Annotated in this window: 20 protein-coding genes; 11 read left to right on the plus strand and 9 right to left on the minus strand. The window is 76.7% G+C overall.

What is annotated here, in order from left to right; genetic code table 11:
- The first annotated feature begins 80 nt into the window (after positions 1-80).
- Positions 81-608 (plus strand): hypothetical protein, encoded by a 528-nt coding sequence (locus BM048_RS04670; protein ID WP_139224296.1) that lies wholly within the window; start codon positions 81-83, stop codon positions 606-608.
- On the opposite strand, the gene BM048_RS04675 is transcribed toward BM048_RS04670, so the two are convergent.
- On the minus strand, positions 571-1,566 hold the full coding sequence (locus BM048_RS04675; protein ID WP_090031101.1) for a 5'-3' exonuclease: 996 nt from the start codon (positions 1,564-1,566) through the stop codon (positions 571-573). The two genes, BM048_RS04670 and BM048_RS04675, sit on opposite strands and share 38 nt — an antisense overlap.
- 124 nt (positions 1,567-1,690) lie before the next feature.
- Positions 1,691-3,289: a hypothetical protein gene (locus BM048_RS04680; protein ID WP_090031102.1), complete on the minus strand. Its 1,599-nt coding sequence runs from the start codon at positions 3,287-3,289 to the stop codon at positions 1,691-1,693.
- Between the two features lie 215 nt (positions 3,290-3,504).
- On the opposite strand from BM048_RS04680, the gene BM048_RS04685 reads away from it, so the two are divergent.
- The gene (locus tag BM048_RS04685) at positions 3,505-4,044 is read left to right on the plus strand and encodes an RNA polymerase sigma factor (protein ID WP_090031103.1); all 540 of its coding nucleotides are present in this window, start codon (positions 3,505-3,507) and stop codon (positions 4,042-4,044) included.
- Between the two features lie 21 nt (positions 4,045-4,065).
- On the opposite strand, the gene BM048_RS04690 is transcribed toward BM048_RS04685, so the two are convergent.
- Together BM048_RS04690 and BM048_RS04695 are read right to left on the minus strand one after the other, a co-directional pair.
- Complete coding sequence (locus tag BM048_RS04690; RefSeq protein WP_239078606.1) at positions 4,066-4,512, minus strand: ATP-binding protein; 447 nt, start codon at positions 4,510-4,512, stop codon at positions 4,066-4,068.
- Between the two features lie 64 nt (positions 4,513-4,576).
- On the minus strand, positions 4,577-4,822 hold the full coding sequence (locus tag BM048_RS04695) for a PspC domain-containing protein (protein WP_090031104.1): 246 nt from the start codon (positions 4,820-4,822) through the stop codon (positions 4,577-4,579).
- 252 nt (positions 4,823-5,074) lie between these two features.
- On the opposite strand from BM048_RS04695, the gene ligD reads away from it, so the two are divergent.
- The 6 genes from ligD to BM048_RS04725 all read left to right on the plus strand — a co-directional run bounded on the left by ligD (position 5,075) and on the right by BM048_RS04725 (position 11,697).
- Positions 5,075-6,160 carry a non-homologous end-joining DNA ligase gene (ligD, locus tag BM048_RS04700; RefSeq protein WP_090031105.1) on the plus strand — a complete coding sequence of 362 codons (1,086 nt, stop codon included), beginning with the start codon at positions 5,075-5,077 and terminating at the stop codon, positions 6,158-6,160.
- 69 nt (positions 6,161-6,229) lie between these two features.
- Positions 6,230-6,808 (plus strand): GNAT family N-acetyltransferase, encoded by a 579-nt coding sequence (locus BM048_RS04705; protein ID WP_090031106.1) that lies wholly within the window; start codon positions 6,230-6,232, stop codon positions 6,806-6,808.
- Positions 6,809-6,965: 157 nt separating this feature from the next.
- Positions 6,966-7,460 carry a MarR family winged helix-turn-helix transcriptional regulator gene (locus tag BM048_RS04710; RefSeq protein WP_090031107.1) on the plus strand — a complete coding sequence of 165 codons (495 nt, stop codon included), beginning with the start codon at positions 6,966-6,968 and terminating at the stop codon, positions 7,458-7,460.
- Entirely contained in the window at positions 7,457-10,174 is a 2,718-nt protein-coding gene (locus tag BM048_RS04715; RefSeq protein WP_175499275.1) for an MFS transporter, read from the plus strand. The genes BM048_RS04710 and BM048_RS04715 overlap by 4 nt, the downstream gene beginning before the upstream one ends.
- Positions 10,171-11,109 (plus strand): YceI family protein, encoded by a 939-nt coding sequence (locus BM048_RS04720; RefSeq protein WP_203708685.1) that lies wholly within the window; start codon positions 10,171-10,173, stop codon positions 11,107-11,109. Before BM048_RS04715 ends, BM048_RS04720 begins: the two co-directional genes overlap by 4 nt.
- A 57-nt stretch (positions 11,110-11,166) precedes the next feature.
- On the plus strand, positions 11,167-11,697 hold the full coding sequence (locus BM048_RS04725) for a MarR family winged helix-turn-helix transcriptional regulator (protein WP_203708688.1): 531 nt from the start codon (positions 11,167-11,169) through the stop codon (positions 11,695-11,697).
- A 30-nt stretch (positions 11,698-11,727) separates the two neighbouring features.
- Here the strand turns inward: BM048_RS04725 and BM048_RS04730 are convergent, their stop codons facing one another.
- Complete coding sequence (locus BM048_RS04730) at positions 11,728-12,285, minus strand: DinB family protein (RefSeq protein ID WP_090031108.1); 558 nt, start codon at positions 12,283-12,285, stop codon at positions 11,728-11,730.
- Between the two features lie 322 nt (positions 12,286-12,607).
- Between BM048_RS04730 and BM048_RS04735 the strand changes: the two genes are divergently transcribed.
- Positions 12,608-15,244 (plus strand): bifunctional diguanylate cyclase/phosphodiesterase, encoded by a 2,637-nt coding sequence (locus BM048_RS04735; RefSeq protein WP_175499277.1) that lies wholly within the window; start codon positions 12,608-12,610, stop codon positions 15,242-15,244.
- On the opposite strand, the gene BM048_RS04740 is transcribed toward BM048_RS04735, so the two are convergent.
- The gene (locus BM048_RS04740) at positions 15,208-18,873 is read right to left on the minus strand and encodes a bifunctional proline dehydrogenase/L-glutamate gamma-semialdehyde dehydrogenase (protein ID WP_090031110.1); all 3,666 of its coding nucleotides are present in this window, start codon (positions 18,871-18,873) and stop codon (positions 15,208-15,210) included. The two genes, BM048_RS04735 and BM048_RS04740, sit on opposite strands and share 37 nt — an antisense overlap.
- Positions 18,874-19,116: 243 nt before the next feature.
- On the opposite strand from BM048_RS04740, the gene BM048_RS04745 reads away from it, so the two are divergent.
- Entirely contained in the window at positions 19,117-19,488 is a 372-nt protein-coding gene (locus tag BM048_RS04745; protein ID WP_090031111.1) for a type II toxin-antitoxin system VapC family toxin, read from the plus strand.
- Positions 19,489-19,492: 4 nt separating this feature from the next.
- Here the strand turns inward: BM048_RS04745 and BM048_RS04750 are convergent, their stop codons facing one another.
- Both BM048_RS04750 and BM048_RS04755 read right to left on the minus strand, forming a co-directional pair.
- Positions 19,493-21,175 (minus strand): alpha-amylase family protein, encoded by a 1,683-nt coding sequence (locus BM048_RS04750; RefSeq protein ID WP_090031112.1) that lies wholly within the window; start codon positions 21,173-21,175, stop codon positions 19,493-19,495.
- Positions 21,172-22,215, minus strand: a complete 1,044-nt coding sequence (locus tag BM048_RS04755; RefSeq protein WP_090031305.1) for a TIGR03885 family FMN-dependent LLM class oxidoreductase — start codon at positions 22,213-22,215, stop codon at positions 21,172-21,174. Before BM048_RS04755 ends, BM048_RS04750 begins: the two co-directional genes overlap by 4 nt.
- Before the next feature lie 105 nt (positions 22,216-22,320).
- Here BM048_RS04755 and BM048_RS04760 point away from each other — a divergent pair, with 105 nt between their 5' ends.
- Positions 22,321-23,844: an MFS transporter gene (locus BM048_RS04760; RefSeq protein ID WP_090031307.1), complete on the plus strand. Its 1,524-nt coding sequence runs from the start codon at positions 22,321-22,323 to the stop codon at positions 23,842-23,844.
- Positions 23,845-24,245: 401 nt separating this feature from the next.
- Here the strand turns inward: BM048_RS04760 and BM048_RS04765 are convergent, their stop codons facing one another.
- On the minus strand, positions 24,246-25,193 hold the full coding sequence (locus tag BM048_RS04765) for an AEC family transporter (protein WP_090031113.1): 948 nt from the start codon (positions 25,191-25,193) through the stop codon (positions 24,246-24,248).
- Position 25,194: the final 1 nt, after the last annotated feature.

A 25,194-nucleotide genomic window follows, 5' to 3' on the forward strand; every position in this document is an offset into this window, starting at 1 on the left:
CGCCGGGGGTGCGGGCCGCCGACCGGGTGCGTCCGCGCCCCTGCGCTCAGCGACCCCGGGGTCCCGGTCGACAGGGGGCCATGCCCGCGTCCCGCCGTCGTCCGTCCCCGCCCGTGCCGGACGTGCGGCGGATCGGCGCCGACGAGCGCGTGGCGCTGCTGGACCGGGACGACGAGCGCGCCCTCGTCGCCCACCGCGCCGTCGTCGCAGACCTCGCGGACGGCGCCGACGACCCCGCGGCCGCCGGGCGGCTCTACGACGCCGTCCGCCGCGCCTGGTCCGCGCAGAGCCCGCCGGCGGACCCCGAGCCCCTCGTCGAGGCGTTCACCACGGCCCTGGGCGACCTCGTGCTGCGGCTGGTCGCGCGCGGCGGTGTGCCGCTGCGGCACGGGCGGCTCGTGCCGCAGCCGCACGGGCCGGTCCCGGGTCCCCTCGTGCTCACCGATCCCGCGGGCACGCTCGTCGTCGCCCTGGAGAGCACGGTGCGCCGCGGGTGGCAGGAGCCGGGCAGCGGGTGGCTCACGGAGCGGGCGGTCGACCTCGCGGACGCGGCCCTCGTCCTCGGCGGCGTCAGCGGCCCGCGGCCGTCGCGGCGCCGACCTCGCTGAGGGCGTCGACGACCCGCCGGACCGCGGACGTCAGGCCCCAGCGCTGCGCGAGCCCCACGAGCCGCTCCGGGTCCGCGGGCGTGGAGGGCAGCGCGTCGTCCGCGGCGGCGACGGGGGCGTCGGCGGCGACGCGCACCACGGTCGGGGCGACGGCGAGGTAGTCCGCCGCGTCGAGCAGCCGCCGGCGCTGGGTGGCCGTGAGGCCCGGGTCCGCGCGGTCCCGCGCGGCCAGCACGCCCGCGAGGTCGCCGTAGCGCCGGACCAGCGTCGCCGCCGTCTTCTCACCGATGCCGGGCACGCCCGGCAGCCCGTCGCTGGGGTCCCCGCGCAGCACGGCGAGGTCGGCGTAGGCCGAGCCGGGGCGGACGGCGTACCGCTCGGCGAGCCGCTCCTCGTCGACGACCTCGAGGTCCTTGATGCCCCGCTGCGTGTAGAGCACGCGGACGGGGACGGCGTCGTCGACGAGCTGGAACAGGTCCCGGTCGCCCGTGACGACGTCGACGGGCCCGCGGGCGGCGGCCGACCGGGTGGTCTCGCGGGCGACGAGGGTGCCGATGACGTCGTCGGCCTCGTACCCCGGCGCCCCCAGCCGGGCGATGCCGAGCGCCTCGAGCACCTCGGCGATGACGGGCACCTGCGGCACGATGCCCGCCGGCACCTCCTCCACGTCCCCGCCGGGGCCGCCGCCCGGCGCGCTCCCCGGTGCCGCCAGCCGGTGCGCCTTGTAGGACGGGATCGCCGCCACCCGGAAGGCCGGCCGCCAGTCGTCGTCCCAGCAGGCCACGAGCCGGGCCGGCCGCCGGTCGAGGACGAGGCGCGCGACGATGTCGAGCAGCCCGCGCACCGCGTTGACCGGCGTCCCGTCGGGCGCCTTGACGGACTCGGGCACGCCGTAGAACGCGCGGAAGTACAGCGAGGCCGTGTCGAGCAGCAGCAGCCGGCCGGGCGTCGTCGCCATGCGGTCCTGTCCTCCGGGGGCGTGGCGCCGGCCTGGCCGCGACGCGAGGTCGCGGGCCCGGGCCGGCGTCGGGTCGGACCGTCAGGCTACCGGCGCAGCGGTCCGCCCGGACGGGCCTGCCGCCTCAGGGGGCCGTGAGGTCCAGGCCCTCGTCGACCACCGCGACCACCGTCCACACCGTCCCGTCCTCCGCCGTCAACGCCCAGGTGGGCACCAGCAGGGACGAGCCGTCCGGCGTCCACGCCGTCGCCACCGTGAGCTCGGCGGACACGAGGGTCACCGTCGTGACGGGCCACGGCAGCGGCTCACCTGCGGTCGGGACCGGGACCGCCGTCGGGGTCGCGCCCGGGTCCGGCGCCGGCAGGGCGAGGTCGCTCGTCGCGGCGTCGCCCTCGGCACGGAAGGGCTCGGCCCCTGTGGTCCCCGCCGCGTCCGCGAGCGCGACGACCCCGCCGCTCGCGCCGAAGCGCGGGTCGTTGAGCCGGTCGACGGCCTCCTGCGCGCTGACCACGTCGTAGGTGCCGAGGTCGACGAGCGAGGCGAGGTTCGCGGAGAACGACACCAGCCCCTCGGCGGTGACGTACGCCGTCCAGGCGTCACCCGCGGCGCGCCCGTCGACGACGCGCGACGCCGTCGCGCTCACGCCGACGCCGTCGCTCGTGGTGCCGACGGCCCAGCCCGACAGGTCCGTCCCCAGGTCGCGGGCGACCTGCGTGAGGCGGTCCACGGCGTCCTGCGTGGGCGGGACCGTGCAGGCGCCCGGGCCCCCGGCCCCGCCCGCCGGGCCCTCCACCGCGCCGGACGACCCCGCCTCCGACGACCCCGCGTCCGACGACCCCGCCCCCGATCCCGCGTCGTCGAGCGGCGCGGGCTGCGGCTCCACCACCGCGCCGACCGGCTCGCAGACCGTGGTCGTCGGCGTCCAGTACGACACCTGCCCGCCCGTGCCCAGCATCACCGAGGGGCCGCCGCCGTCCGTGCTGCCGACGACCCACGATCCCCACTGCGCGACGGGCTCCCCCGTCACGCCGAGCGCGGCGGCGACGCGCTGCGCCGTCCCGGCGTCGATCACGGCGGACGCGTCGAGGGCCCACGCCCGCGCCGACGACCGCTCGTCGCCCAGCCCCGTGCCGGTGAAGACGGTCCGGCCGCCACCCCAGAGGCCGATGGACGAGGCGCCCGCGGCCGTGTCCCCCGCGACGCGCGGCGTGGCGGCCTCCGCCTGGGTGCCGACGGCGGCCGACGCCCCGCCCGCCCCGCCGGACAGCGAGAGCGCGGGCAGCGCCGTCACGGTCGACGCCTCCGCGTCGCCGCCGGACGCCGCGACCCCGATGCCGTACCCGCCGCCCCCGACGACGAGGGCGCCCGCGACGGCCGCCGCCGCGGTCCACGCGGTGCGACGACGGCGTCGCGGGGCCAGCGGCACGACCTGCGCCCCCGGCTCCCGGGCACCACCGACGACACCGTCGCCGGCACCGTCCAGGGTGTCCCCCTCCAGCTCGGCGCCGACGGCACCCGCCAGCGGCACCCCCGTGCGCCGGCTCACGTCCGCACGGATCCGCGCCTCCGGCACGGGCACCCCGCGGGCCGGGTCGCCGGCGCGCAGCCGGTCCAGCGCACCCTCGTCCTGCAGGCCCTCGTCGTGCCGGCCCTCGTCGTGCAGGCCCCCGTCGTGCAGGCCCCCGTCGTGCGCCCCCTCGTCGTGCCCGCGGTCCCTGTCCACGTTCCGCCTCCGCTCCCCTGCCGGGGTCCCTGCGATCCGTCCCGGTCGTCGCCGGCTGCACCCCCTCTGTGTCCGCCGGCGGTCGTCCCTTGCAGGGCTCGGCGGCGGAGCGGTCCTCGGGCCCCGGTCGCCGCCGCATCACGGTCCGGCCACGACCTGCACCGCGTCGTGCCAGGCGCCTGCAAGGAACGACCGCGTCGCGACACAGTGCAGGTGTGGCACACGACCGCCCCGCACCCGCAGCGCCCGACGCCCCCGACCGGGCGCCGCAGCACGACGCCGCCTGGTACGAGGACCTCGTCCGCACCCACCTGCGCGACGTGCACCGCTACCTCGTGCGCCGGGCCGGCGCCGGCGACGCGGAGGACCTCACCGCCGAGGTGCTGACGGTCGCCTGGCGCCGGCGCGCGGACGTGCCCGCGGGTGCCGAGCTGCCGTGGCTGTACCGGACGGCGGGCTTCGTGCTCGCCAACCACCGCCGCAAGGTCGTGCCGCTGCCCGTGGCCGACGTCCCGGAGCGGCTCGACGACGACGACCCCGCGTGGCGCGCCGTGCAGGACGACGCCGTCCGCCGCGCCCTGTCCGGGCTCTCCCCGCGGGACCGCGAGGTGCTGCTGCTGCACGCCTGGGAGGGCCTGACGGGCGCCGCGCTCGGCGCGGTCCTCGGCGTCTCCACGGGGGGTGCCGACGCCGCGCTCAGCCGCGCGCGGTCCCGGTTGCGCGCCGCGTGGGCGGACCTGGAGGGCACCGCCTGACGACGTCGGGGTGCGCGGACCTCAGTCCGCGTCGACCTCGAGCTCGAACCACACCGTGGTGCCACCCGTGGGCGAGGTGTGCGTGCCCCAGGCGCTCGACAGGGCCTCGACGATCGCCAGGCCGCGCCCGGACAGGGCGGTCGGCTCCGGGTGGCGGGGCCGGGGATGGCCGTGGCCGTCGTCGCTGACGGAGACCCGCACGACAGCCGCGTCCATGCTGAGCTCGATCCGCACCTCGCCCGTCGCCGGGCCGTGCACGACGGCGTTCGCCACCACCTCACCGGTGAGCAGCTCGGCGTACTGGTTGGTGCAGCCGCCGATGCCCACGGCCGCCACCCGGTTCATCACCCAGTGGCGGGCACGGCGGGGCGTCGACGTCGCGGGTGGCAGGACCACCGCGTCGACCGCGGCCGGCCCGCGCGCTCGGCGGAGGCTGGCGGCGCTCCGGAGGTCCCTGACGTCTCCCACACCGACAGGGTGCCGGATGGTCGGCCGGGGCGCCCGGCGGGCAGGGCGTCCCCGACCGGTGCCCTCAGCGGCGGTAGGGCCGCGGCGCGGGCCGCCACACCGCGGACTCGGCGGGCATGAGCACCCACAGCAGCGGGTACACGAGGATCTGGCTGCCGGGGATGAGGAACAGCGTGGCGACGAAGATCACCCGCATGAGGACCGGGCTGAGCCCGAACCGCAGCGCGAGCCCGGCGCACACCCCGGCGAGCAGCCGTCCCCGGAACGGCCGGATGAGCCCCTGCCGTCCGAGCGGGTCCTGGAATCCCATGTCGTGCCTCTCCTCCCGTGGCGGCCCGCGCGTCGCGTGCCACCACCACCGGTCCCGGCCGCGTGCCGGCACCACGTCCCACTGTGCCGCGCCCGGCCCGCCGGCGACATGGGGAGGGCCCCTGACCTCACCCCGGCTCCGCCCGGACCTGTCCCCGGACCTGTCCCCCGACCCGCCCCGACCTGCCCCCGGGGCACGCGCCGCCGGCCCCACCCCTGGTCGGGCGGCCCCCGTCGTGGGACGGTGGCGCCCATGGCGACGAAGGCACCGGCCGTGGAGCTCGACGTGCGCGGGCGGACCGTCCGCGTCACCAGCGCCGAACGGGTCGTCTTCCCGCAGCGGGGCCTGACGAAGCTCGACGTCGTCCAGTACCTCGTCGCGGTCGGCGACGGCGTCCTCGGCGCCCTCGTCGAGCGGCCGACGACGCTCGAGCGCTGGCCGAAGGGGGTGTTCGAGGGCGCCCGGCTCAGCACGCGCTCCGACAGCAGCGGCGACGCGTTCTACCAGAAGCGGCTGCCGCAGGGTGCGCCGCCCTACGTCGAGACCGCGCACATCACCTTCCCGTCCGGGCGCACGGCCGACGAGGTCGCTCCCACGGAGCTCGCCGTCGTGGCGTGGGCCGCCAACCTCGGCACGCTCACCTTCCACCCGTGGCCCGTGACGCGCGCCGACGTCGACCGCCCCGACCAGCTCCGCATCGACCTCGACCCGCAGCCCGGCACGGACTTCGCCGACGCCGCACGGGTGGCCCCGCACCTGCGCGAGCTGCTGGCCGAGCACGGCCTCGAGGGCTGGCCCAAGACCTCCGGCGGGCGGGGCCTGCACGTCTTCGTGCCGATCGAGCCCGCGTGGACCTTCGTCGAGGCGCGGCGGGCGACGATCGCGCTCGGCCGCGAGCTGGAGCGCCGCCTGCCCGACGCGGTGACGATGAAGTGGTGGAAGGAGGAGCGCGGGCAGCGCATCTTCGTCGACTACAACCAGATGGCGCGCGACCGCACCATCGCGTCCGCCTACTCCATCCGCGCCAACCCCCGCGCGACGGTGTCGACGCCGCTGCGCTGGGACGAGGTCGCGGACGTGACGCCCGACGACTTCGACGTCACGACCGTGCCGGCGCGGTTCGACGAGGTCGGCGACCTGTTCGCGCCGCTGGCCGCCGGGGTGCCGGGCCGCTTCCGCCTCGACTCCCTGCTCGAGCTGGCCGACCGCCAGGCCCGCGACGACGGCGCCGGCGACCTGCCGTACCCGCCGGAGTACCCCAAGATGCCGGGCGAGCCGCCCCGCGTGCAGCCGAGCCGCGCCCGCAGGCCCGCCGCGGAGGAGCCGGCCACGCCCTGAGCGGCCGGCCCTGCCGCCGTCGTCGCCCCGGACCTTCCGTCGCCGACGACCCGGGGCCAGGATCGCCTCATGGCCGACCACGTCGTCAAGCCGCTGACGCCGGAGACGTTCCCCGCCTGGCTGGCGCTCGCGGAGAAGCACAACGGGGTGTGGGGCGGCTGCTACTGCAGCTACTTCCACGGCGACACCCCGACCACGCGCAAGGACGACCACGACCGCGCCACCTTCAAGCGCCGGCTCGTCGACGAGGGGGTCGCCCACGCCGCGCTGGTCTTCGACGGCGAGACGGCGATCGCGTGGTGCCAGTACGGCAGCCCCGACGAGCTGCCCGGGATCTACCACCGCAAGCAGTACGACGCCGGCGAGACGCGACCGGCGCCGTGGCGGATCACCTGCTTCTTCGTCGACCGCGACCACCGCCGCCGCGGCGTCGCGCTGGAGGCGCTGCGGGGCGCGCTGGCGCTCATCGCGCAGGCCGGCGGTGGCGAGGTCGTCTCGTTCCCGAACGAGCTCGTGCCCGGGAAGCGGACCTCGTCCTCGTTCCTGCACAACGTCACGCGGAGCATGTTCGAGGAGGCGGGCTTCGTCCTCGAGCGGCACATCGGCAAGAGCAAGACGGTCATGCGCACGACCGTGCTGCCCGCGTAGGCGCCTCCGCCACCGGCACGACGGACCTCGACGGCAGCTCGACGGCGACCCGACGGCAGCCCTGCTCCCTTCGGTTGCATGGTGCAACCATGCGACGTACCTTAGGAGCAGTCCTCAACTGTTGCGTTCTGCAACGACTGCCCTCCGGAGATGCCCAGTGGCCACTGCCTCGGCCTGTGCCGCGCTCGTCGACGTCATGCCCGACGTGCTGCGCCTGCGGCGCACCCTGGCCGCCGCGCCCCAGGTCCCTGGGACGGCCGTGCTGGCGGCGGTGCTGCAGCTCGGTCACCCCCGGGTGTCCGAACTGGCCGACCACCTCCACCTCGACCTGTCGACGGTGAGCCGGAAGGTCGCGCACCTGCGCGACCTCCACCTCGTCGAGGCCGCACCGCACCCGCTCGACGGACGGGCGCAGCAGCTGACCGTGACGCCCGCCGGGCTCGACGAGCTGCGCCGCGTGCGCCGCTCCCTCGTCGACGACCTCGTCCGCCGCCTCGCCGGCTGGGACGACGCGGACGTCGCCACCCTCACCACGCTCCTCGGCCGGCTGGCCGACGACGCGGCCCCGCCCCCGGCCCGTGCGGCCTGCCCGGCCGCACCCCCGCCCCCCGCCGGCACCACCCGCTCCCCCCACCTGCAGGAGACCGCATGAGCAGCACCACGGTCGCGCCCCACCGGCGCGAGGCCGTCCACCGCACGCCCCCGCGGGGGCACGCGGGCGACGAGCCCATGTCGCACCGCCAGATCATGGAGGCGCTCTCGGGCCTCCTCCTCGGCATGTTCGTGGCGATCCTGTCCTCGACCGTCGTCTCCAACGCCCTGCCGACGATCGTCAGCGACCTGGACGGGTCCGAGGCCGGGTACACGTGGGTCGTCACCGCGACCCTGCTGGCGACCACCGTGTCGACCCCCATCTGGGGCAAGCTCGCCGACCTGTTCTCCAAGAAGCTGCTCATCCAGCTCGCGCTGGTCGTCTTCACCGTCGCGTCGGCGGTGGCCGGGCTGAGCGAGAACATGTCCACGCTCATCGCGATGCGTGCGGTGCAGGGCATCGGCGCCGGCGGCCTGACGGCGCTGGCGCAGGTCGCCATGGCCGCGATGATCTCCCCGCGCGAGCGCGGCCGGTACTCCGGCTACCTCGGCGCGACCTTCGCGCTGGCCACGGTGTCCGGGCCGCTCATCGGCGGCGCGCTGACCGAGCACCTGTCCTGGCACTGGTGCTTCTACGTCGGCGTGCCGTTCGCGGTCGCAGCGATCCTCGTCCTGCAGAGGACGCTGCACCTGCCGGTCGTGCGCCGCGAGGGCGTGAGCATCGACTACCTCGGCGCCACCCTGCTCGCGGCCGGCGTCTCCTCCCTGCTCATCTGGGTGTCCCTGGCCGGGCAGCAGTTCGACTGGGCCTCGTGGCAGACCGCCGCGATGGTCGGCGGCGGCGTCGTCCTGCTGGCGCTGACGGTCCTCGTCGAGAGCCGCGCGAAGGAGCCGATCATCCCGCTGCGGTTCTTCCGCAACCCGACCGTCGTCCTGTCGGCCCTCGCCAGCGTCTTCGTCGGCGTGGCCATGTTCGGCGCGACGGTGTTCCTCAGCCAGTACTTCCAGCTCGCCCGCGGCGAGTCCCCGACCGCGTCCGGCCTGCTCACCATGCCGATGATCCTCGGGCTGTTCCTGTCCTCGATGATCGCGGGCCAGATCATCACGCGCACCGGCCGCTGGAAGGTCTTCGTCGTCTCCGGCGGCGTGCTGCTCACCGCGGGGCTGGGCCTCATGGGCACCGTCGCGTACGACACGGAGTACTGGGTCGTCGCCGCGTGGATGTTCCTCGTGGGCGTGGGCGTCGGCCTCATGATGCAGAACCTCATCCTCGCGGTGCAGAACGTCATCGCCCCCCAGGACCTCGGGTCGGCGAGCTCCTTCGTCGCCTTCGCCCGCAGCCTCGGCGGCGCGATCGGCGTGTCCGCGCTGGGCGCCGTCCTGGGGCACCGCGTCGAGTCGCACCTCACCGAGGGCCTCTCGACGGCGGGCATCGACCCCGCCGCGCTCGGCAGCGCCGCGAGCGGCGGCGTGCCGAACCTGGCCGAGATCCCCGAGCCCGTGCGCGGCATCCTCCAGGCCGCCTACGGCTCCTCGATCGCCGACATCTTCCTCGTCGCCGCGCCCTTCGCGTTCGTCGCCCTCGTCGTCACGCTCTTCTTCAAGGAGATCGCGCTGCGCGGCCAGAACAGCGATCCGGGCCGCGTGGAGACGGTGGCCGACGAGCCCGCCGCCGACGCCTCCCCCGCCGAGCGGGACCAGGCCGAGGCGCAGCGGGACCAGCAGTGGTCGGGCAGCGCCGTGGCCGACCGCACCGACGACGAGCCGGTCGACGCCCCCGGGCCCGGCCTGCAGGTCGAGCCGGTCGGGACGACCTCCGTGCCGGTCCAGGTGCCAGTCCAGGTGCCGGTCCAGGTGCCGGTGCAGGTGCCGGTGCAGGTGCCGGTGCAGGTGCAGGTGCCGGCAAACGCGCCCGCCGCCCTGGCGGTGTCCGGGACGGTGCGCCGGCACGGCGGGCTGCCGCTCGTCGACGCGGTGGTCACCCTCGCCGACCAGGCCGGCGGGCAGGTGGCGCGCACCCGGTCCGACGAGAGGGGCCACTACGCCCTGGCCGTCCCGACCGGCGGCACGTACCTGCTCATCGTCGCGGCCCCGCACCTGACGCCGGCCGCGAGCCTCGTGGCCGTCGACGACGCGGCGGTCGTGCGGGACGTCACCCTCACGGGTCGCTCCGCCATCACCGGCCGCGTCCTCGTGCAGGACGACCCGGCGAGCGCCGAGAGCGGCCGCGACCGGTTCGCCGGCGTGAGCGGCGCCCTCGTCACCCTGACCGACGTCACGGGCGAGGTCGTCGGGTCGGCCCGCACCGACGCCGACGGCGGCTACAGCTTCGGCACGCTCATGTCGGGCGCCTACGTGCTCACCGCGCAGAGCGACGCGCACCGGCCCCTGGCCCGGTCCGTCGAGGTCGGCGAGGCCGAGGCCCTGGCCGTCGACCTCACGCTGTCCGGCGGCGGCCGCCTCGTGGGGACCGTCGTCGCCGCCTCCGACGGCCGCCCCCTGCGCGACGCGACCGTCACGCTGGTGGATGCGCACGGCACGGTCGTCGGCAGCACCGTGACGGCCGGTGACGGCGCCTACGCCTTCGCCGACCTCGCGCCCGGCGGCTACACGCTGACCGGTGCGGGCTACGCGCCCGTGGCGGTGCCCGTCCACGTCGCCGACGACAGCGCGTCGTCGGTGCAGCTGGCGCTCGGCACCCCGCCCCCCGCGGTGCCGGTGGACCTCGACGGCGCCGGGCGGCCCGAGGCGGCCGTGGGCGGCGAGGGCCGGTGAGCCAGGACCCCCTCGCCGCGGCACCGCCGGCCGGCGGCCGCCACCGCGCGGGCACGGCCGCCCCGGCCCCGTCGCCGGTCGTGCCGCCGGTCGCGCCGCCGGTCGTGCCGCCGGTCGTGCCGCCGGTCGCCGGCGCGGGCCGCGTGGTCAGCCGCGACGGGTGGCCCGTGTCCGGCGCCTCGGTGACGCTGCTCGGCGCGGACGGCACCCAGCGCGCCCGCGCGACGACCGCCGGCGACGGCCGCTTCGCGCTGGGCGACGTGCCGGCCGGGGCCGCGACGCTCGTCGTCGCCGCGCCGGCGCACGAACCGCGCGCGACGGGCGTCGTCGTCCCCGCCGCCGGCACCTGGCGCGTCGGGGACGTCACCCTGGAGCGCACCGGCGGGCAGGAGACCCCGCCGCCCGGCGTGTGGGTCGTCGACCCGGCGCACTCCGCGGTCCTGGCCACGGCCCACCACCTCGGCCTGTCCTCCGTGCACGGCCGGTTCACGCGGTTCGCGGGCGTCGTCACCGTGCCGGAGGGCGACCCGGCGGCGAGCCGCGTCGAGATCGAGATCGACGCGTCGTCCATCGACACCGGCAACGAGCAGCGCGACGGGCACCTGCGCTCGGCGGACCTGCTGGACGTCGAGCACCATCCGCGGGTGCGCTTCGTCGCCGACGAGGTCCGGCGCGACGGGGCCGGCTGGGTGCTCCCCGGCCGGCTGACGCTGCTCGACGTGACCCGGCCCGTCGAGCTGGCGCTGACCTACCTGGGCAGCGGACGGGACGCCGAGGGGCGCACGCGGGCGGCCTTCAGCGCGACGACCGAGCTGCACCGCGACGACTTCCGGCTGAGCTGGAACCGGGCGGTGGGCGTCGGCGTTGCCATCTTCGGGACGACGCTCAAGGTCGCGATCGACGTCCAGGCCGTGCGCCAGGACGACCCGGCGTGACGCCCGCCTGACGGCGGCGGGAGGGGCGTTCCCGGGCGGGCGAGCGAGGAGGTACGGATGACCAGCACGATGGAGTCCACGGTCGGGCGTGCCGTGCTCGGGCAGGGCGCGGCGGGGCGGGAGACCGCCGACGGCGCGCCCCTGGGCGCCCTCGAGGCCGAGGTCTCGGCCCTCTGGCAGCTGCGCCGCGCGCAGGGCCGGGCGCTGGCCCGCCTGCTGCACCCGCGCCTCGACCCGAGCGCCGTGCCGCTGCTCGCCGCGCTGGGCACCCAGGGGGCCGTGCGATCCACGGAGCTGGTCCGCCGGCTGCGGCTGGACCCCTCGACGCTGAGCCGGCAGATCAGCGCCGCCGAGCGCCTCGGCCTCGTCGAGCGGCTCCCCGACCCCACCGACGCCCGCGCGCGCCTCGTCGACCTCACCCCGGCCGCGCGGGAGAAGTACACGGCGTTCCGGGCGGAGCAGCTCGAGCACTGGCAGCGGTCGGTCCACGACTGGTCGGCCGCGGACGTCGAGACCCTCACCACCCTGCTGCGCCGCCTGCGCGCCGACTGGGCGCACACGGCCACGGACGGGGCCGACGAGGCGTGACCGCGTGCCCGACCCGGCGGGCGGCGGCTCTCAGCGAAGGCCGTGCACCCACAGGTCGCGCAGCAGGCTGATCTCCGCGCCGTGGTGGATCACCTCGCGGTGGACGTGCAGGACCAGCGCCGCCATCGACTGGTCCTCGAACCCCGGCTCACGGCACGCGGCCCCGAGGTCCTCCGCACCCAGCGCAGCGACGCCGGCCACCCAGCGCGCGTAGGCGTCGTCGAGCGCCGCGAGCGCGTCCACCGCGTGCCCGTCGTACGGGTAGGTGCGCCCGGACACCGGCGGCCCGCCGAAGTACCGGGCGTTGCGGTCGGCCAGCACGGCCACGACCACGTGTCCCAGCCGCCAGGCGATCGTCGTCACCGGCGCGGGGTCGAGGTCCTCGCGCGCGTAGTCCAGCCGGAAGGGGCCGGTGCCGAGCGCCAGCGGCGCCGTCGACGTCCCCTCCGGCCGCACGGACCAGCAGCCGGGCACGGGCTCCCACAGGTACTCCTCGTCCCCGAGCCCGTCGAGCCGCGGGCGCAGCTGGGCCTCCCAGTGCCACGTGAGCTGCTCGAGCAGCTCGGCGGTGCGGTCCCGTGCCGTCATGCGCCCTCCCCCGTCCGCGGCGGCCTCGTCCGGCCACCGCGTCGTGCCACTGCGTCATGCCACCGCGTCCGGCCACCGCGTCCGGCCACCGCGTCCGGCCACCGCGTCCGGCCACCGCGTCCAGCCACCACGTCCGACGGTAGGGCCACGGCCCGCGATCACGACACCCCTGCTGGACCGCACCGGGAGCGCACGCCCGGGCACCGGTCGCCCCTCGCCGCCGTGGGACCAGGATGCAGCGGCGCGCGGCCGGTGACACGGTAGGCCCGGACGTCGGAGGGCCAGCAGCGAGCCCTCCGCACCGGCACGGGTGGAGAGCTGGGTGACGACGGTGCCGCGGCCGGTCGCCGTGCAGGCGCTCGCGGCTCTGGCGTACCTGGTCGCCGGCGTGCTGGGCGGCCTGACGCGGCTGCCCTCCCCACCGGTCGCGTTCGTCTGGCCCGCGGCGGGGGTCGCGCTGCTGTGGTTCCTCCTCACGCCCGTGCGCCTGCGGTACCGCGTCGCGATGCCGGCGCTCCTCGTCCTCGCCTTCGTCGCCAACGTGCTCACCCACGCCCCGGTGCTCACGTCGGCGGCGTTCGCCCTGGCCAACGTGGCGCACGCGGTGGTGGGCGGCGCGGTCTTCGAACGGCTGGCGTGGCACACGCCCCGCTCGCTGCGTGACGGCCGCGGGCTGCTGGCGATCGGCGTCGCGAGCACGGCCGGCGCCCTCGCCGGGGCCCCGGTCCTCCTGGCCGTGCTGGGGCCGCAGGACCTGGCCGCCGCCTGGTCGATCGTCGTGCTGTGGGTGCCGCGCTTCACCGCCAGCACCGCCGTCGTGGTGGCGCTGGTCCTCGCCTGGCGAGCGGCGTCGGAGGACCGGGCGGCAGGACGGCGGGCGGCGGCACGCAGCCGCTCGGAGGTCGCGGTGGTGCTCCTCGGGGCGCTCGCCGTGGACGTGTGGCTGTACGCGCTGGGCCGGGGCGAGGCCTACGCCTTCCTCACGCTGCCGGTCACCGTCCTGGTGGCGTGGCGGCTCACCCCGGCCTGGACCTCCACCTACGGAGCGGCCGCCGCCGCCCTGGGCGTGGTGGCGACGCTGCTCGGGCAGGGCCCCTTCGCCGACGTCGAACCGGTCGCCGCGCGGACGGTCGTCGTGCAGGTGTTCATCGGTGTCACGGGACTCGTGGGGCTCGCGCTGAGCCTGGAGGTCCGGCAGCGCCGTCTCGCGCTCGAGTCGGCGCACCGCCGCGGCGACGCCCTCGAGCGCACGCGGCAGTCCGCGGTCGTCCCGAACGCCCTCGTCTCGCTCGAGGCGCGCTCCCGCGGGGTGGTGCGGTACGCCAACCCCGCCCTGCGGCGCTGGTGGGGGCAGGACGAGCCGCCGGACGACGCACCGGGCGCCGCGCACGACGGCGCACCGGGCGACGAGCACGACGCCGCGCCGCGCGGCGGGCTCGTCGGGCGGGCGTGGCCCGACCTCCTCGAGCCCGCCGAACGCGGGCGGCTGGCCGCCGTCCTCGACGAGCTGGCCGCCGGGACCCGGGACGCGTGGGAGGGGCAGCTGGAGCACCGGACGGCATCCGGTGAGCGGCGCGCGTGCCTCGTGGTCGCCGGTGTGCTCCTGCACGAGGAGCAGGGGGACGGGCGGACGGAGCGCATGGCCAACCTGCAGCTGGTCGACGTCACCGACCGCACGCAGCTCGAGGCCCGGCTGTCCCACCAGGCGCTGCACGACCAGCTCACGGGCCTGCCCAACCGCGTCCTGCTCGCGGAGCGCATCGCGCAGGCGCTGGCGGCCCCCGCCCGCGCGGACGCCACCGTCGCCGTGCTGTTCCTCGACCTCGACCACTTCAAGCGCGTCAACGACTCCCTCGGCCACGCCGCCGGCGACGTCGTGCTCCAGCAGGTGGCCGAGCGCCTCGTGGCCGCCGTCCGGCCCGGGGACACGGTCGCCCGGATCGGGGGCGACGAGTTCGTCGTCTGCTGCCCCGACGTCGCCGACCCGAAGGCCGGAGCGGCGCTGGCCGCCCGCATCGCACGGCACGTGTGCCGCCCGGTCACCGTCGAGGGCCGCGACATCCCGGTGGGCGCGAGCATCGGCCTCACGCTCGCCCGCCCGGGCACCGACGCCGGGGCGCTGCTGCGCGAGGCCGACACGGCGATGTACGAGGCCAAGGCCGACGGGCGCGGGCGGACCGCCGTCTTCGCCGACGTCCTCTTCGACCGGGCACGCCAGGACCTCCAGCTCGACGACGAGCTGCGCCGCGCCGTGGAGCGGCAGCAGTTCGTGCTGCACTTCCAGCCCATCGTCGAGATCGCGTCCACCCGGGTCACCGCCGTCGAGGCCCTGCTGCGGTGGCAGCACCCGGAGCGCGGGCTGCTGCTGCCGGGGCAGTGGCTGGCCGTCGCGGAGCAGTCCGGGGTCATGCCGGCGCTGGGGCGGTGGGCGCTCGTCGAGGCGTTCACCCAGTGGCCCCGCATCGCGCGGACCTTCGGCGCCGACGTCGACGTGCACGTGAACGTCAGCGCGGCGCAGCTCGGGGACGGCGGGTTCGCGACGGTGGTGACCGACGCCCTGACGGGCACCGGCATGGACCCGGGCCGGGTCGTGCTGGAGCTGACCGAGACCCACCTGCTGACCATCGACCGGCCCCTGGTGGAGGACCTCGAGCGGCTGCGCGCCCTGGGCGTACGGCTCTCGGTCGACGACTTCGGCACCGGCTACTCGTCCCTGACGCAGCTCACGGCGCTGCCGGTCGACGAGGTGAAGATCGACCGCAGCTTCGTCGCCGCCATGCGCACCGACGCCCGTAGCCGGGCGGTCGTCGAGGGCGTGGTGGCGATGGCGCGGGCGATGTCGCTGGACCTCGTCGCGGAGGGCGTCGAGACCGACGAGGTCGCGGCCGTGCTCTCCGCCTCAGGCTGCCGCGTGGCGCAGGGCTACCTGTGGGGACGCCCCGCCGCCCTGGCCGCCTGAGCCGACGACCCCGCGACGGGCGGTGTCCCCACGTCCAGGCGGGCGTCGCGGGCGAGCGCGTCGGGCGTGCCGAACCGGTGCGCCGTGAGGCTCACCGCCTGCTCGAGGACGAACGGGCGGGTCTCGACCCGGCCGGACTCGGTCACCGGGTCGGACCACACCGCCACGTCAGGGCGCCCGGCCGTCGCGTCGCGGAGCGCCGCCGCCGCCGCGGCCGTGCCCCCTTCCCTGGACCGGTCGCCGTCCGCGCCCGTGCCGGCTTCCCAGTGCCCGACGAGGCGCACCCGCAGCGGCCAGGCCGCACCCGTCGGCGCGACCCGCCGCCGGGCCAGCCGGGCCGCCCACGCGGCGTCGTCCTCCACCCGCACGTCCCCGGCCGCGGCCAGCGCGGTCGCCAGGTCGAGCCCGGGGTCGTCGGCGAGGGACACGGCCACGTCCGCCCCGACCGCGAGCGCCGCGGCGACCACGCGCACCACGTCCACGACCGGCGCCCCGGCGACCGCGCGCACCTCGACGGGGCCGCCGCGGCCCGCGACGACCGGCAGGTGCCGCAGCACGTCCCGCTCGCACGCCAACCCGGCCAGGTCGGTGGCGGCCAGGTGCGTCGCCAGGGCGTCGGCGTCGGAGCCGGTCGCGCGGGCCAGGCGCGCGCGGGCGGCCTCGTCGAGCAGGCCGGGCACGGCGTCGGCCGCGTCGACGAGCGCCCGTACGGCCGGGTCGGTCACCGGCCGGCCGCGCGTCGCGGGCGCGTCCGCCCAGCCCACGAGCGGCAGCAGGTGGTCCGGCCCGCCGACCTTCGCGCCCGGACCCACGGCCGACCGCTTCCAGCCGCCGAACGGCTGCCGACGGACGATCGCGCCCGTGGTGCCGCGGTTGACGTAGAGGTTCCCCGCCTCGACGCCGTCGAGCCAGCGCGCCAGGTCGTCCGCGTCCCGGGTCTGCAGCCCGGCGGTGAGGCCGAGGTCGACGTCGTCCACCACCTCCAGCGCCTCCTCCAGCGTCGCGACCGTCATGACGCCGAGCACCGGACCGAAGTACTCCGTGCGGTGGAAGGCCGACCCGCGCCGCACGCCGACCCGCACCCCCGGCGACCAGAGGCGCCCCTCCGCGTCCAGCCGCTCCGGCCGCAGCGCCCACCGCTCGCCGTCGCCGAGGTCCGTGAGCCCCGCGAGCAGCTTGCCCCCGGCCGGCTCGACGAGCGGGCCCATCCGCGTGCGCGGGTCCCACACCTCGCCGACCGGCAGCGACGCCACCGCGTCGAGGAGCTGGTCCCGGAACCGCCGGGACCGCCCGACCGACCCGACGAGCACGACGAGCGACGCCGCCGAGCACTTCTGCCCCGCGTGCCCGAAGGCGCTGGCGACCACGTCCCGCGCGGCGGCGTCCAGGTCCGCGCTCGGCGCGACCACCACGGCGTTCTTGCCGCTCGTCTCCGCCAGCAGCGGCAGGTCCGGCCGCAGGCGGCGGAAGAGCTCGGCGGTCTCGTAGGACCCCGTGAGCAGCACGCGGTCCACGGCGGGGTGGGCGACGAGGGCCGGCCCCAGCGGCTCGTCGTCGACGACCACCAGCCGCAGCACCGACTCCGGCACCCCCGCGGCCCACAGCGCCTCCGCGACGACCGCCGCGCAGCGCCGGGCCGGCGGCGCGGGCTTGAGCACCACCGCGCTGCCGGCCGCGAGCGCGGCGAGCACCCCGCCGGCCGGGATCGCGACCGGGAAGTTCCACGGCGGCACGACGAGGGTCAGCGGGACGGGCACCGGGCGGGCGCCGTCGACGGCCTCGAGGTCGAGCGCGAGCTCCGCCGTGTGGTGCGCGAAGTCCACTGCTTCCGACACCTCGGGGTCGCCCTGGTCGACGGTCTTGCCGGCCTCGGCGGCCATGACCTCCAGCAGGGCAGCCCGCCGCTCCTCCAGCGCGTGCCCGGCGCGGTGCAGCACCGCCGCGCGCTCGCCCGCGGGTCGCGCGCCCCAGGCGCGTCCGGCCGCGGCCGTCGCGCGGAGCAGCGCGTCGAGCGCGTCCTCGTCGTCCACGCGCGCCGCCGCCACCTCCGCGACGCCGAGCACCGAGCCGGCCGCGCGCGCGAGGATCCCGTCGACCCACGCGCGGTTCTCCGCGACGGCCGGGTCCGTGGCCGGGGTGCTCACCCAGCGGGCGCGCCGGCCGCCCGTCCCCGGCCGTCCGACGGCCGCGTACCGGTCCGCGGTGCGGTGCGGCGCCGGCACCTCCGGCGTCAGGGCCTCCACCGAGGCGACGTACCGGTCGCGCTCGCGCCGCAGGAGGTCCTCGTCGTCGTGCAGGGAGAACACGGCGGACATGAAGTTGTCCGACGAGGCGCCCTCCTCCAGCCGTCGGACGAGGTAGGCGATCGCCACGTCGAGCTCCGCCGGTGCGACGACGGGCGTGTACAGCAGCAGCTCCCCGACCTCGCGTCGGACGGCCGCGGCCTGCCCCGGCGCCATGCCGAGCAGCATCTCGACGTCCATCGCGTCGCGGACGCCGCGCCGTCCCGCCAGCAGCCAGGCGTGCGCGACGTCGAAGAGGTTGTGCCCCGCCACGCCCACCCGGACGGCGTCGGTGTGCGCCGGCCGCAGCGCCAGGTCCAGCACGCGCTTGTACTGCGTGTCCGTCGCGACCTTGCTGCCCCAGGTGGCGAGCGGCCACCCGTGCAGCTCCGCCTCGACGCGCTCCATCGGCAGGTTCGCGCCCTTGACCACCCGCACCTTGACGGGCGCCCCGGCCCGGGCCCGACGGGCGGCCGCCCACGCCTGCACCCGCGCGAGCGCCGCGACCGCGTCCGGCAGGTAGGCCTGCAGCACGACCCCGGCCTCCAGGTGCAGCAGCTCCGGCCGGTCGAGCAGGCGCTCGAACACCGCGAGCGTCACGTCGAGGTCGCGGTACTCCTCCATGTCGAGGTTGACGAACGTCGGCGGATCGGTGGCGGCGGCGGTCGCGTAGAGCGGGGCCAGCCGCTCGACGACGTCCTCGACCGCGGCCTCGAAGGCCCAAGGCGCGTGCGGCTCCACCGCCGCGGACACCTTGACCGACACGTAGGTGACGTCCGGCCGCTCGACGAGGCGCCGCAGCCCCGCCAGCCGCCGGTCCGCCTCGCGCCGGCCGAGGACCGCCTCCCCGAGCAGGTTGACGTTGAGCCGCGTCCCCGGCTCGGACCGCAGCGCCGCGATCGCCCGCCCCAGCCGGGCATCGGTCGCGTCGACCACGAGGTGCCCGACCATCGAGCGCAGCACCCGCCGCGCCACCGGCACGACCGCCCAGGGCAGCACCGGCGCGAGAACCCCGCCGAGCCGCACCGCCGCCCGCAGGTGCGCGGGCAGGAACCGCGGCACCCCCGGCGCCAGCCGCGCCAACGCCCGTGCCGCCACGCCGAGGTCCTCCGGCCGCACGACGTCGTCGACGAACCCGACGGCGAAGGCGAGCCCGTCCGGGTCGGTCAGCAGCCCGGCCAGCCGCGCCGCCGCCGGGTCCGCGGGATGCGCCGACGCCTCGTCGAGCCACCGCCGGACCAGCGCCTCGACCTCCGGCACGAGCGCGAGGTGCTCGTCCCGGTCGAGTCCCGTGCCGGGGACCGGGACCGGCGAGGGCGGCGCGGGCAGGGGCAGCAGGTCGGTCATGGGTCCTCCGGTCCCGCGCCGCGACCCCCGCGGCGCGTCCCGCCAGTCTGCGGCGGACGCCTCGGCGGCACCAGCGGCACCGGTCGCCCGGAGGCGGCTCTCGACCTGGTCCGACTTAGTCCACTACGGTCGGGGCATGCAGCCCGGGTCGTGGCGCGGACGGGTGATCATCGCCGACGACTTCGACGAGACGCCGGCTGAGCTCGTCGCGGCGTTCGAGGAGGGCACGGAGGACGGGCACCCGTGAGCCTCCTGCTCGACACGCACGTCCTGCTCTGGTGGTTGCCCGACGACGCGCGGCTGCCATCGGGGATGCGCACCCGCATCGCCGACCCCGTGGCCGAGGTCCTCGTGTCCGCCGTGTCGGCATGGGAGATCTCGATGGAGGCGGCGCTCGGCAGGCTCGAGGTCCCCGACGGGCTCGCGCAGCAGCTCGAGGAGCAGGGCTTCACCCCGCTCACGATCTCGGTCGAGGACGGGTTGGCAGCGGGTGCGCTCCCGCGCCACCACGACGACCCGTTCGACCGGATGCTCATCGCGCAGGCCGCACGGCGGGATCTCCTCCTCCTCACCGTCGACGCACGCTTCCGCGCCTACGACGTCCGGCTGCTCTGAGGCCTCACAGCAGGCGGACCATGCCCGGGCCGGCGGCACGGAGCCAGCGGTAGCCGTAGCCCTCCAGCGTCAGCTCCACGCGGCCGTCGTCACCGACCGGGGTGGACGCGTCCTGCAGCAGGTCCACCAGCAGGCGGCGGTCCTGCGGCAGGTCCGACAGGTCCAGCGGCACGGTCACCGGCTCGTCGCCGAGGTTGTGCAGCGTCACCACCGTGTCGTCGTCCACGGTGCTGCGCAGGGCGAGCACGGCCGCGTGCGGCTGCTCCAGGACGCACAGCGGCGCCCAGCCCAGCTCGGGGCACTCGCGGTAGCGCTGCACGAGGCGCGTGACGTGGGACATCAGCGAGTCCGGGTCGCGGCGCTGGGCGCGGACGTTGACGAACTCCGGCCCGAACCCGCCCTGCGTCACCGGCGCGCACAGGTCCGCCGCGTCGGCGGTCGAGAAGCCGCCGTTCGGCTCGTCCGTCCACTGCATGGGCGAGCGGACGGCCAGGCGACCCTCCAGCTCGAGGTTCTCCCCCATGCCGATCTCCTCGCCGTAGAACAGCGTCGGCGTGCCGGGCAGGGCGAAGAGCAGGGAGTACACGCACCGGATCCGGCGCGGGTCGCCGCCGAGCATCGTCGGCAGGCGTCGCCGCAGCCCCCGTCCGAAGAGCTGCAGGTCCTCGTCGGGGCCGAAGGCCGCGAAGACCTCCTGGCGCTCGTCCTCGGTGAGCTTGTCCAGGGTCAGCTCGTCGTGGTTGCGGACGAAGGTCGCCCAGTGCGCGTCGATGGGGATCTCCGGCCGCGCCCGCAGCGCGTCGGCCAGCGGCGTGGCGTCCTGCCGGGCCAGCGACAGGTACATCGCCTGGTTGCCGACGAAGTCGAAGAGCATCGTCAGCTCGTCGCCGTGCCCGTCGCCGAAGAACGTGCGCGCCTCGGGGTAGGGCAGGTTCACCTCGCCGAGGAGGATCGCGCTGCCCTGCCGACGGGCCAGGAGCTGGCGCAGCGAGGCCAGGTAGACGTGCGGGTCGCCGTAGCGGGCCTCCTCGCCCTCGTCGAGCCCGACCGTCTCGATCATGTACGGCACCGCGTCGACCCGGAACCCGGACAGGCCGAGCTGGAGCCAGTACCCGATGACCTTGGCGATCTCGTCGCGGACCAGCGGGTTGGCGATGTTGAGGTCCGGCTGGTGCTTGTAGAAGCGGTGCAGGTACCACTCGCCCGTGGCCTCGTCGAGCTCCCAGATGCTGTCCTCCTGGTCGGGGAAGACGACCTGGTCCGAGGTGTCCGGCGGCGGGTCGGAGCGCCACACGTAGTAGTCGCGGTACGGGTTGTCCTTCGCCTTCCGCGCCTCGACGAACCAGGGGTGCTGGTCGGAGGTGTGGTTGACGACGAGGTCGGCGATGACGCGGATCCCGCGGTCCGCCGCCGTGCGGATCAGCTCGACGACGTCGCCGGCGTTGCCCAGCCGGGGGTCGACACCGTACTGGTCGGTGATGTCGTAGCCGTCGTCCTTCTCCGCCGTCGGGTAGAACGGCATGAGCCACAGGCACGTGACGCCCAGCTCGGCGAGGTGGTCGATGCGCTGGGCGAGCCCCGCGAGGTCCCCGACGCCGTCCCCGTCGCTGTCGAAGAACGTCTCGGGGTCCAGGCAGTAGACGACCGCGTTCTTCCACCACAGGTCGGCGGTCTGCGTGATCCTCATGCGCTCGCCACCGACGCGTCCTGCTCGGCGTCGATGCGCGTGCGCCCCACGCGGGCGCCCGACGAGGGGTCCGCGCCGGCGCCGGCCCGCACCCGCGGCAGCACGTGCTCGCCGAACGCGTCGACGAAGGCGTCGAGCTCCGGGCCGACGTGGTGGAGGTAGATCTCGTCGAAGCCGAGGGAGGCGTACTCCAGGAGCTGGTCGACGTGCTCGTCGAGGTCCTGGGAGATCACCACGCCGCCGCGCACGTCCTCGGGGCGCACGAACGCGGTCGCCTGCTCGAAGGCCTCCGGGCCGTCGAGGTCCCAGCACAGCGGCGGCTGCAGCACGTTGGAGCCCCACTGCTCGTGCGCGACCCGCACCGCCGTCTCCTCGTCGGGCCCCCACTGCAGGTGCACCTGCAGCACGACGGGCCCCCGCCCGCCGTTGCCGCGGTAGGCGGCGACGACGTCCTGCAGCACCTCGACCGGCTGGTTGATGGTGACCAGCCCGTCGGCCCATTCCGCGGCACGCTCGGCGGTCCGGACCGTGACGGCCGGCGCGATGAGCGGCGGCGTGACGTCGGGCAGCGTCCAGACCCGCGCGCGGTCGACCGTGACGAGGCCGTCGTGGCTCACCTCCTCCCCCGCGAGCAGTCGGCGGATCACGTCGATGCACTCGCGCAGCCGCGCGTCGCGGACGTCCTTCGGCGGCCACGGGTCGCCGGTGACGTGCTCGTTCATGTTCTCGCCCGAGCCCAGCGCGGCCCAGAACCGGCCGGGGAACATGGCCCCGAGCGTGCCGATCGCCTGCGCGACGATCGCCGGGTGGTACCGCTGGCCCGGGGCGTTGACGACGCCGAACCGGAGGTCGGTCGTCGCGAGGGCCGCCCCGAGCCACGCCCACGCGAAGCCCGAGTGGGCCTGCCGCGTGTTCCAGGGCGCGAGGTGGTCGGAGCACATCGCGGCGTCGAAGCCTGCCTTCTCCGCGCGCTGCACCGCGCGCAGGAGGACGGAGGGGTGCAGCTGCTCGTGGGAGGCGTGGAAGCCGAGGGTCGTCAGGGGCACGGCGTCATCCAACCGGCCCGGTCCTCGGTCCGCATCGTGGGACGTGGACCCGCTGGTCGGGGGCTCGTCAGCGGCGGTCCGCAGGAGGACGGTGGGCCCGTGCCCGACGAGAGACCCGTCCCCTACCGGTCCGCGCGCGGGCGGTGGGTGCTCACCGCGACCGTCCTGGGGTCGGCGCTGGCGTTCGTCGACGCGACGGTCGTGATCGTCGCGCTGCCCCACCTGGCCGCCGACCTCGGGGCCGGCACGGCGCAGCTGCAGTGGACCGTGAACGGCTACGGCCTCACGCTCGCGGCGTTCCTGCTGCTCGGCGGCTCGCTGGGCGACCGGTGGGGCCGGCGGCGGGTGTTCCTCGTCGGCGTCGTGTGGTTCGCCGTCGCGTCGCTGGCGTGCGCGCTCGCCCCCAGCGCCGAGGCGCTCGTCGCGGCCCGCGTCGTCCAGGGCGTCGGCGGGGCGCTGCTGACGCCGGGCTCGCTGGCGATCCTGCAGTCCACCTTCGCCGGCGAGGACCGGGCCCGCGCCATCGGGGCGTGGTCGGGGCTGGGGGCGATCGCCGGCGCGCTCGCCCCCTTCCTCGGCGGGTGGATCGTCGACTCGGTCTCCTGGCGGTGGATCTTCGCGATCAACCTGCCGCTGGCCGCGCTCGTCGTGGTCGCGGCGCTGCGGCACGTGCCCGAGACGCGGCAGCCGGGTGGCGGCCGGCTCGACGTGGCGGGCACGGTGGTCGGGGCCGGGGGCCTGGCCGCCGTCACGTGGGGCTTCACGCGGTGGGCCGACGAGGGCGCGGCCGGGCCCGACGTCGTCGTCGCCCTGGCCCTGGGTGCGGCGACGCTGGTGGCGTTCGTGCTCGTCGAGCGGCGGGCGACCGCCCCGCTCGTGCCGGTCGGGCTGTTCCGCTGGCGACCGTTCGCCGCGACGAACGCCTCCACCTTCGTCGTCTACGCCGCCCTGTCGGGCCTCGGGCTGTTCCTCACCACGACCCTGCAGGTCGTCGCGGGCTGGAGCGCCCTGGCGGCCGGCATCGCGTCGCTGCCCATGACCCTGCTGCTCCTGCTCGGGTCGCCGACGGCCGGGGCGCTCGGGGCGCGTCTCGGCCCCCGCCTGCCCATGACGGTCGGGCCCGTGGTCGCCGCCGGCGGACTCGTCCTCCTGGCCGGGGTCGGTGCCGACGCGGACTACCTCACGGACGTGCTGCCCGGCGTCGTGCTCGTCGGCCTGGGGCTGACCACCCTCGTCGCCCCGCTGACGACCACCGCCCTCGCGGCCGCCCCCGACGCGCTGGCCGGCACCGCCAGCGGCGTCAACAACGCCGTGGCACGGGTCGCGGGTCTGCTGGCCGTCGCGGTCCTGCCGCTGGTGGCGGGGGTCGGGTCGGGTCTCACGAACCCGACCGTCCTCGCCCCGGCCCACCGCACGGCGATGCTCGTCTGCGCGGCCCTCATGCTCGCGGGCGCGGCCCTCGCCGCCGGTGGCATCCCCGGCACCACCGCCGCCGTCCGCCCCCCGCCCGACCACGCACCCACCGACATCCCGACCGACCAGGCACCCACCGACCACGCACCCGCGGCCTGCACGACCGACGTCCACCCATCGGCGAGCCGCCCCAGCACGACCAACCCCTGAACGACGAGGCCGACGCGGCTCCCGCGTGCTCGCGCCCGGTCTGCCGGGCCTCCCGCCGCGCTACGCCGAGGTACCACGGGGAGGACCGCCACCGCGGCGCGTCGTGGCATCTCGGCGTCGCCCGAGGTCCCGTCGTGGCAACTCGGCGTCACCCGAGGTCCCTGAGCTGGCCCCGATGCGTCGAGCAGCCGAGCGCCCCCCGGAGACACCCGTCGAGATGCCACGACACGCCGCGCCCGGGCCCCCGAGCGTGGTACCTCGCCGTAGCGCGGCGGCTGTTGCCCCCGGGGGACGACGGCGACGTCGGCACGACCCCGGCAGCACGACCCCGCCAGCGCGACCATCGGGGCCCGAGCTCCGGCCGCCCGGCCCGCGGCAGCACGGTCGCTCACCCGCCGCGGTCAGCCGAGGGTGGCTGCCACCACCAGGAGCACGGGGACGGCCAGGACCGTCGTGACGAGGCCGGCGTCGCGGGCCAGGGGCTGGCCGCGGCCGTACTGCACCGCGTAGACCAGCACGTTCTGCGCCGTCGGCAGCGACGCCATGGCGGTGACCGCCAGCAGGTCCCGCCCCTCCAGCCCGACGAGCGTCCCCAGCCCGCACGCCAGCAGGGGATGCACCACCGAGCGCAGCACGACGGCCAGGGCGAGGTCGGCCCGCGGCGTCCCCTCGCCGGCACCGCGCGGGGCGGACAGCGTCATGCCGAAGGTCAGCAGGGCGACGGGCGCGGCGGCCTGGCCGACGAGCGCGAAGGGGGCCAGCACCTCGTCGGGCAGGTCCCACGGCAGCACCGCCAGCACGAGCCCCGTCAGCGTGCCGACGATGATCGGGTTGCTCAGCGTGCGGCGCAGGAGCACGAGCGGCCCGGTCCGCGGCGGGACCGCGCCGTCGGCGGCGAGAGCCCGGGCACGGGCGCCGTCGAGCACCGCGAAGCCGACGGGCGCCAGCACGAGGAGCTGGAAGAGCAGCGTCGGCACGACGGCGAGCGGCGTCCCCAGCAGGTACACCGCCAGCGGCAGCCCGAGGTTGCCGGCGTTGACGTAGGAGGACGCGAGCGTCCCGACCGTCACGTCGGCCGCGGACCGACGCAGCGCGAACCGCAGGACGAGCGCCGCCACCAGCGCCACGAGGGCCGTGCTGCCCCAGACGGCCACGGCGGACCGGGACAGCAGGGCGTGCAGGTCGGCCCGCGCGAGCGTCGAGACCATGAGGCACGGGGTCGCCACCGCGAACACGACCCGCGCCAGCACGCGGGGGGCGTGCGGCCCCAGCACGTCGAGCCGCCCGACGAGCGCGCCGACGCCGATGACCGCCGCGATCGTCCCGAGCGCCGCGAGGACCGCCCCCATC

It is taken from the genome of Cellulomonas marina (genome assembly GCF_900111925.1).
GTDB lineage: Bacteria > Actinomycetota > Actinomycetes > Actinomycetales > Cellulomonadaceae > Cellulomonas > Cellulomonas marina.

Bases quoted from the DNA above. Each gene is read 5' to 3' on its own strand.
- BM048_RS04670 (WP_139224296.1), top strand. From the start codon at position 81: ATGCCCGCGTCCCGCCGTCGTCCGTCCCCGCCCGTGCCGGACGTGCGG.
- BM048_RS04675 (WP_090031101.1), bottom strand. From the start codon at position 1,566: ATGGCGACGACGCCCGGCCGGCTGCTGCTGCTCGACACGGCCTCGCTG.
- BM048_RS04695 (WP_090031104.1), bottom strand. From the start codon at position 4,822: ATGGGATTCCAGGACCCGCTCGGACGGCAGGGGCTCATCCGGCCGTTC.
- ligD (WP_090031105.1), top strand. From the start codon at position 5,075: ATGGCGACGAAGGCACCGGCCGTGGAGCTCGACGTGCGCGGGCGGACC.
- BM048_RS04705 (WP_090031106.1), top strand. From the start codon at position 6,230: ATGGCCGACCACGTCGTCAAGCCGCTGACGCCGGAGACGTTCCCCGCC.
- BM048_RS04715 (WP_175499275.1), top strand. From the start codon at position 7,457: ATGAGCAGCACCACGGTCGCGCCCCACCGGCGCGAGGCCGTCCACCGC.
- BM048_RS04725 (WP_203708688.1), top strand. From the start codon at position 11,167: ATGACCAGCACGATGGAGTCCACGGTCGGGCGTGCCGTGCTCGGGCAG.
- BM048_RS04730 (WP_090031108.1), bottom strand. From the start codon at position 12,285: ATGACGGCACGGGACCGCACCGCCGAGCTGCTCGAGCAGCTCACGTGG.
- BM048_RS04740 (WP_090031110.1), bottom strand. From the start codon at position 18,873: ATGACCGACCTGCTGCCCCTGCCCGCGCCGCCCTCGCCGGTCCCGGTC.
- BM048_RS04750 (WP_090031112.1), bottom strand. From the start codon at position 21,175: ATGAGGATCACGCAGACCGCCGACCTGTGGTGGAAGAACGCGGTCGTC.
- BM048_RS04765 (WP_090031113.1), bottom strand. From the start codon at position 25,193: ATGGGGGCGGTCCTCGCGGCGCTCGGGACGATCGCGGCGGTCATCGGC.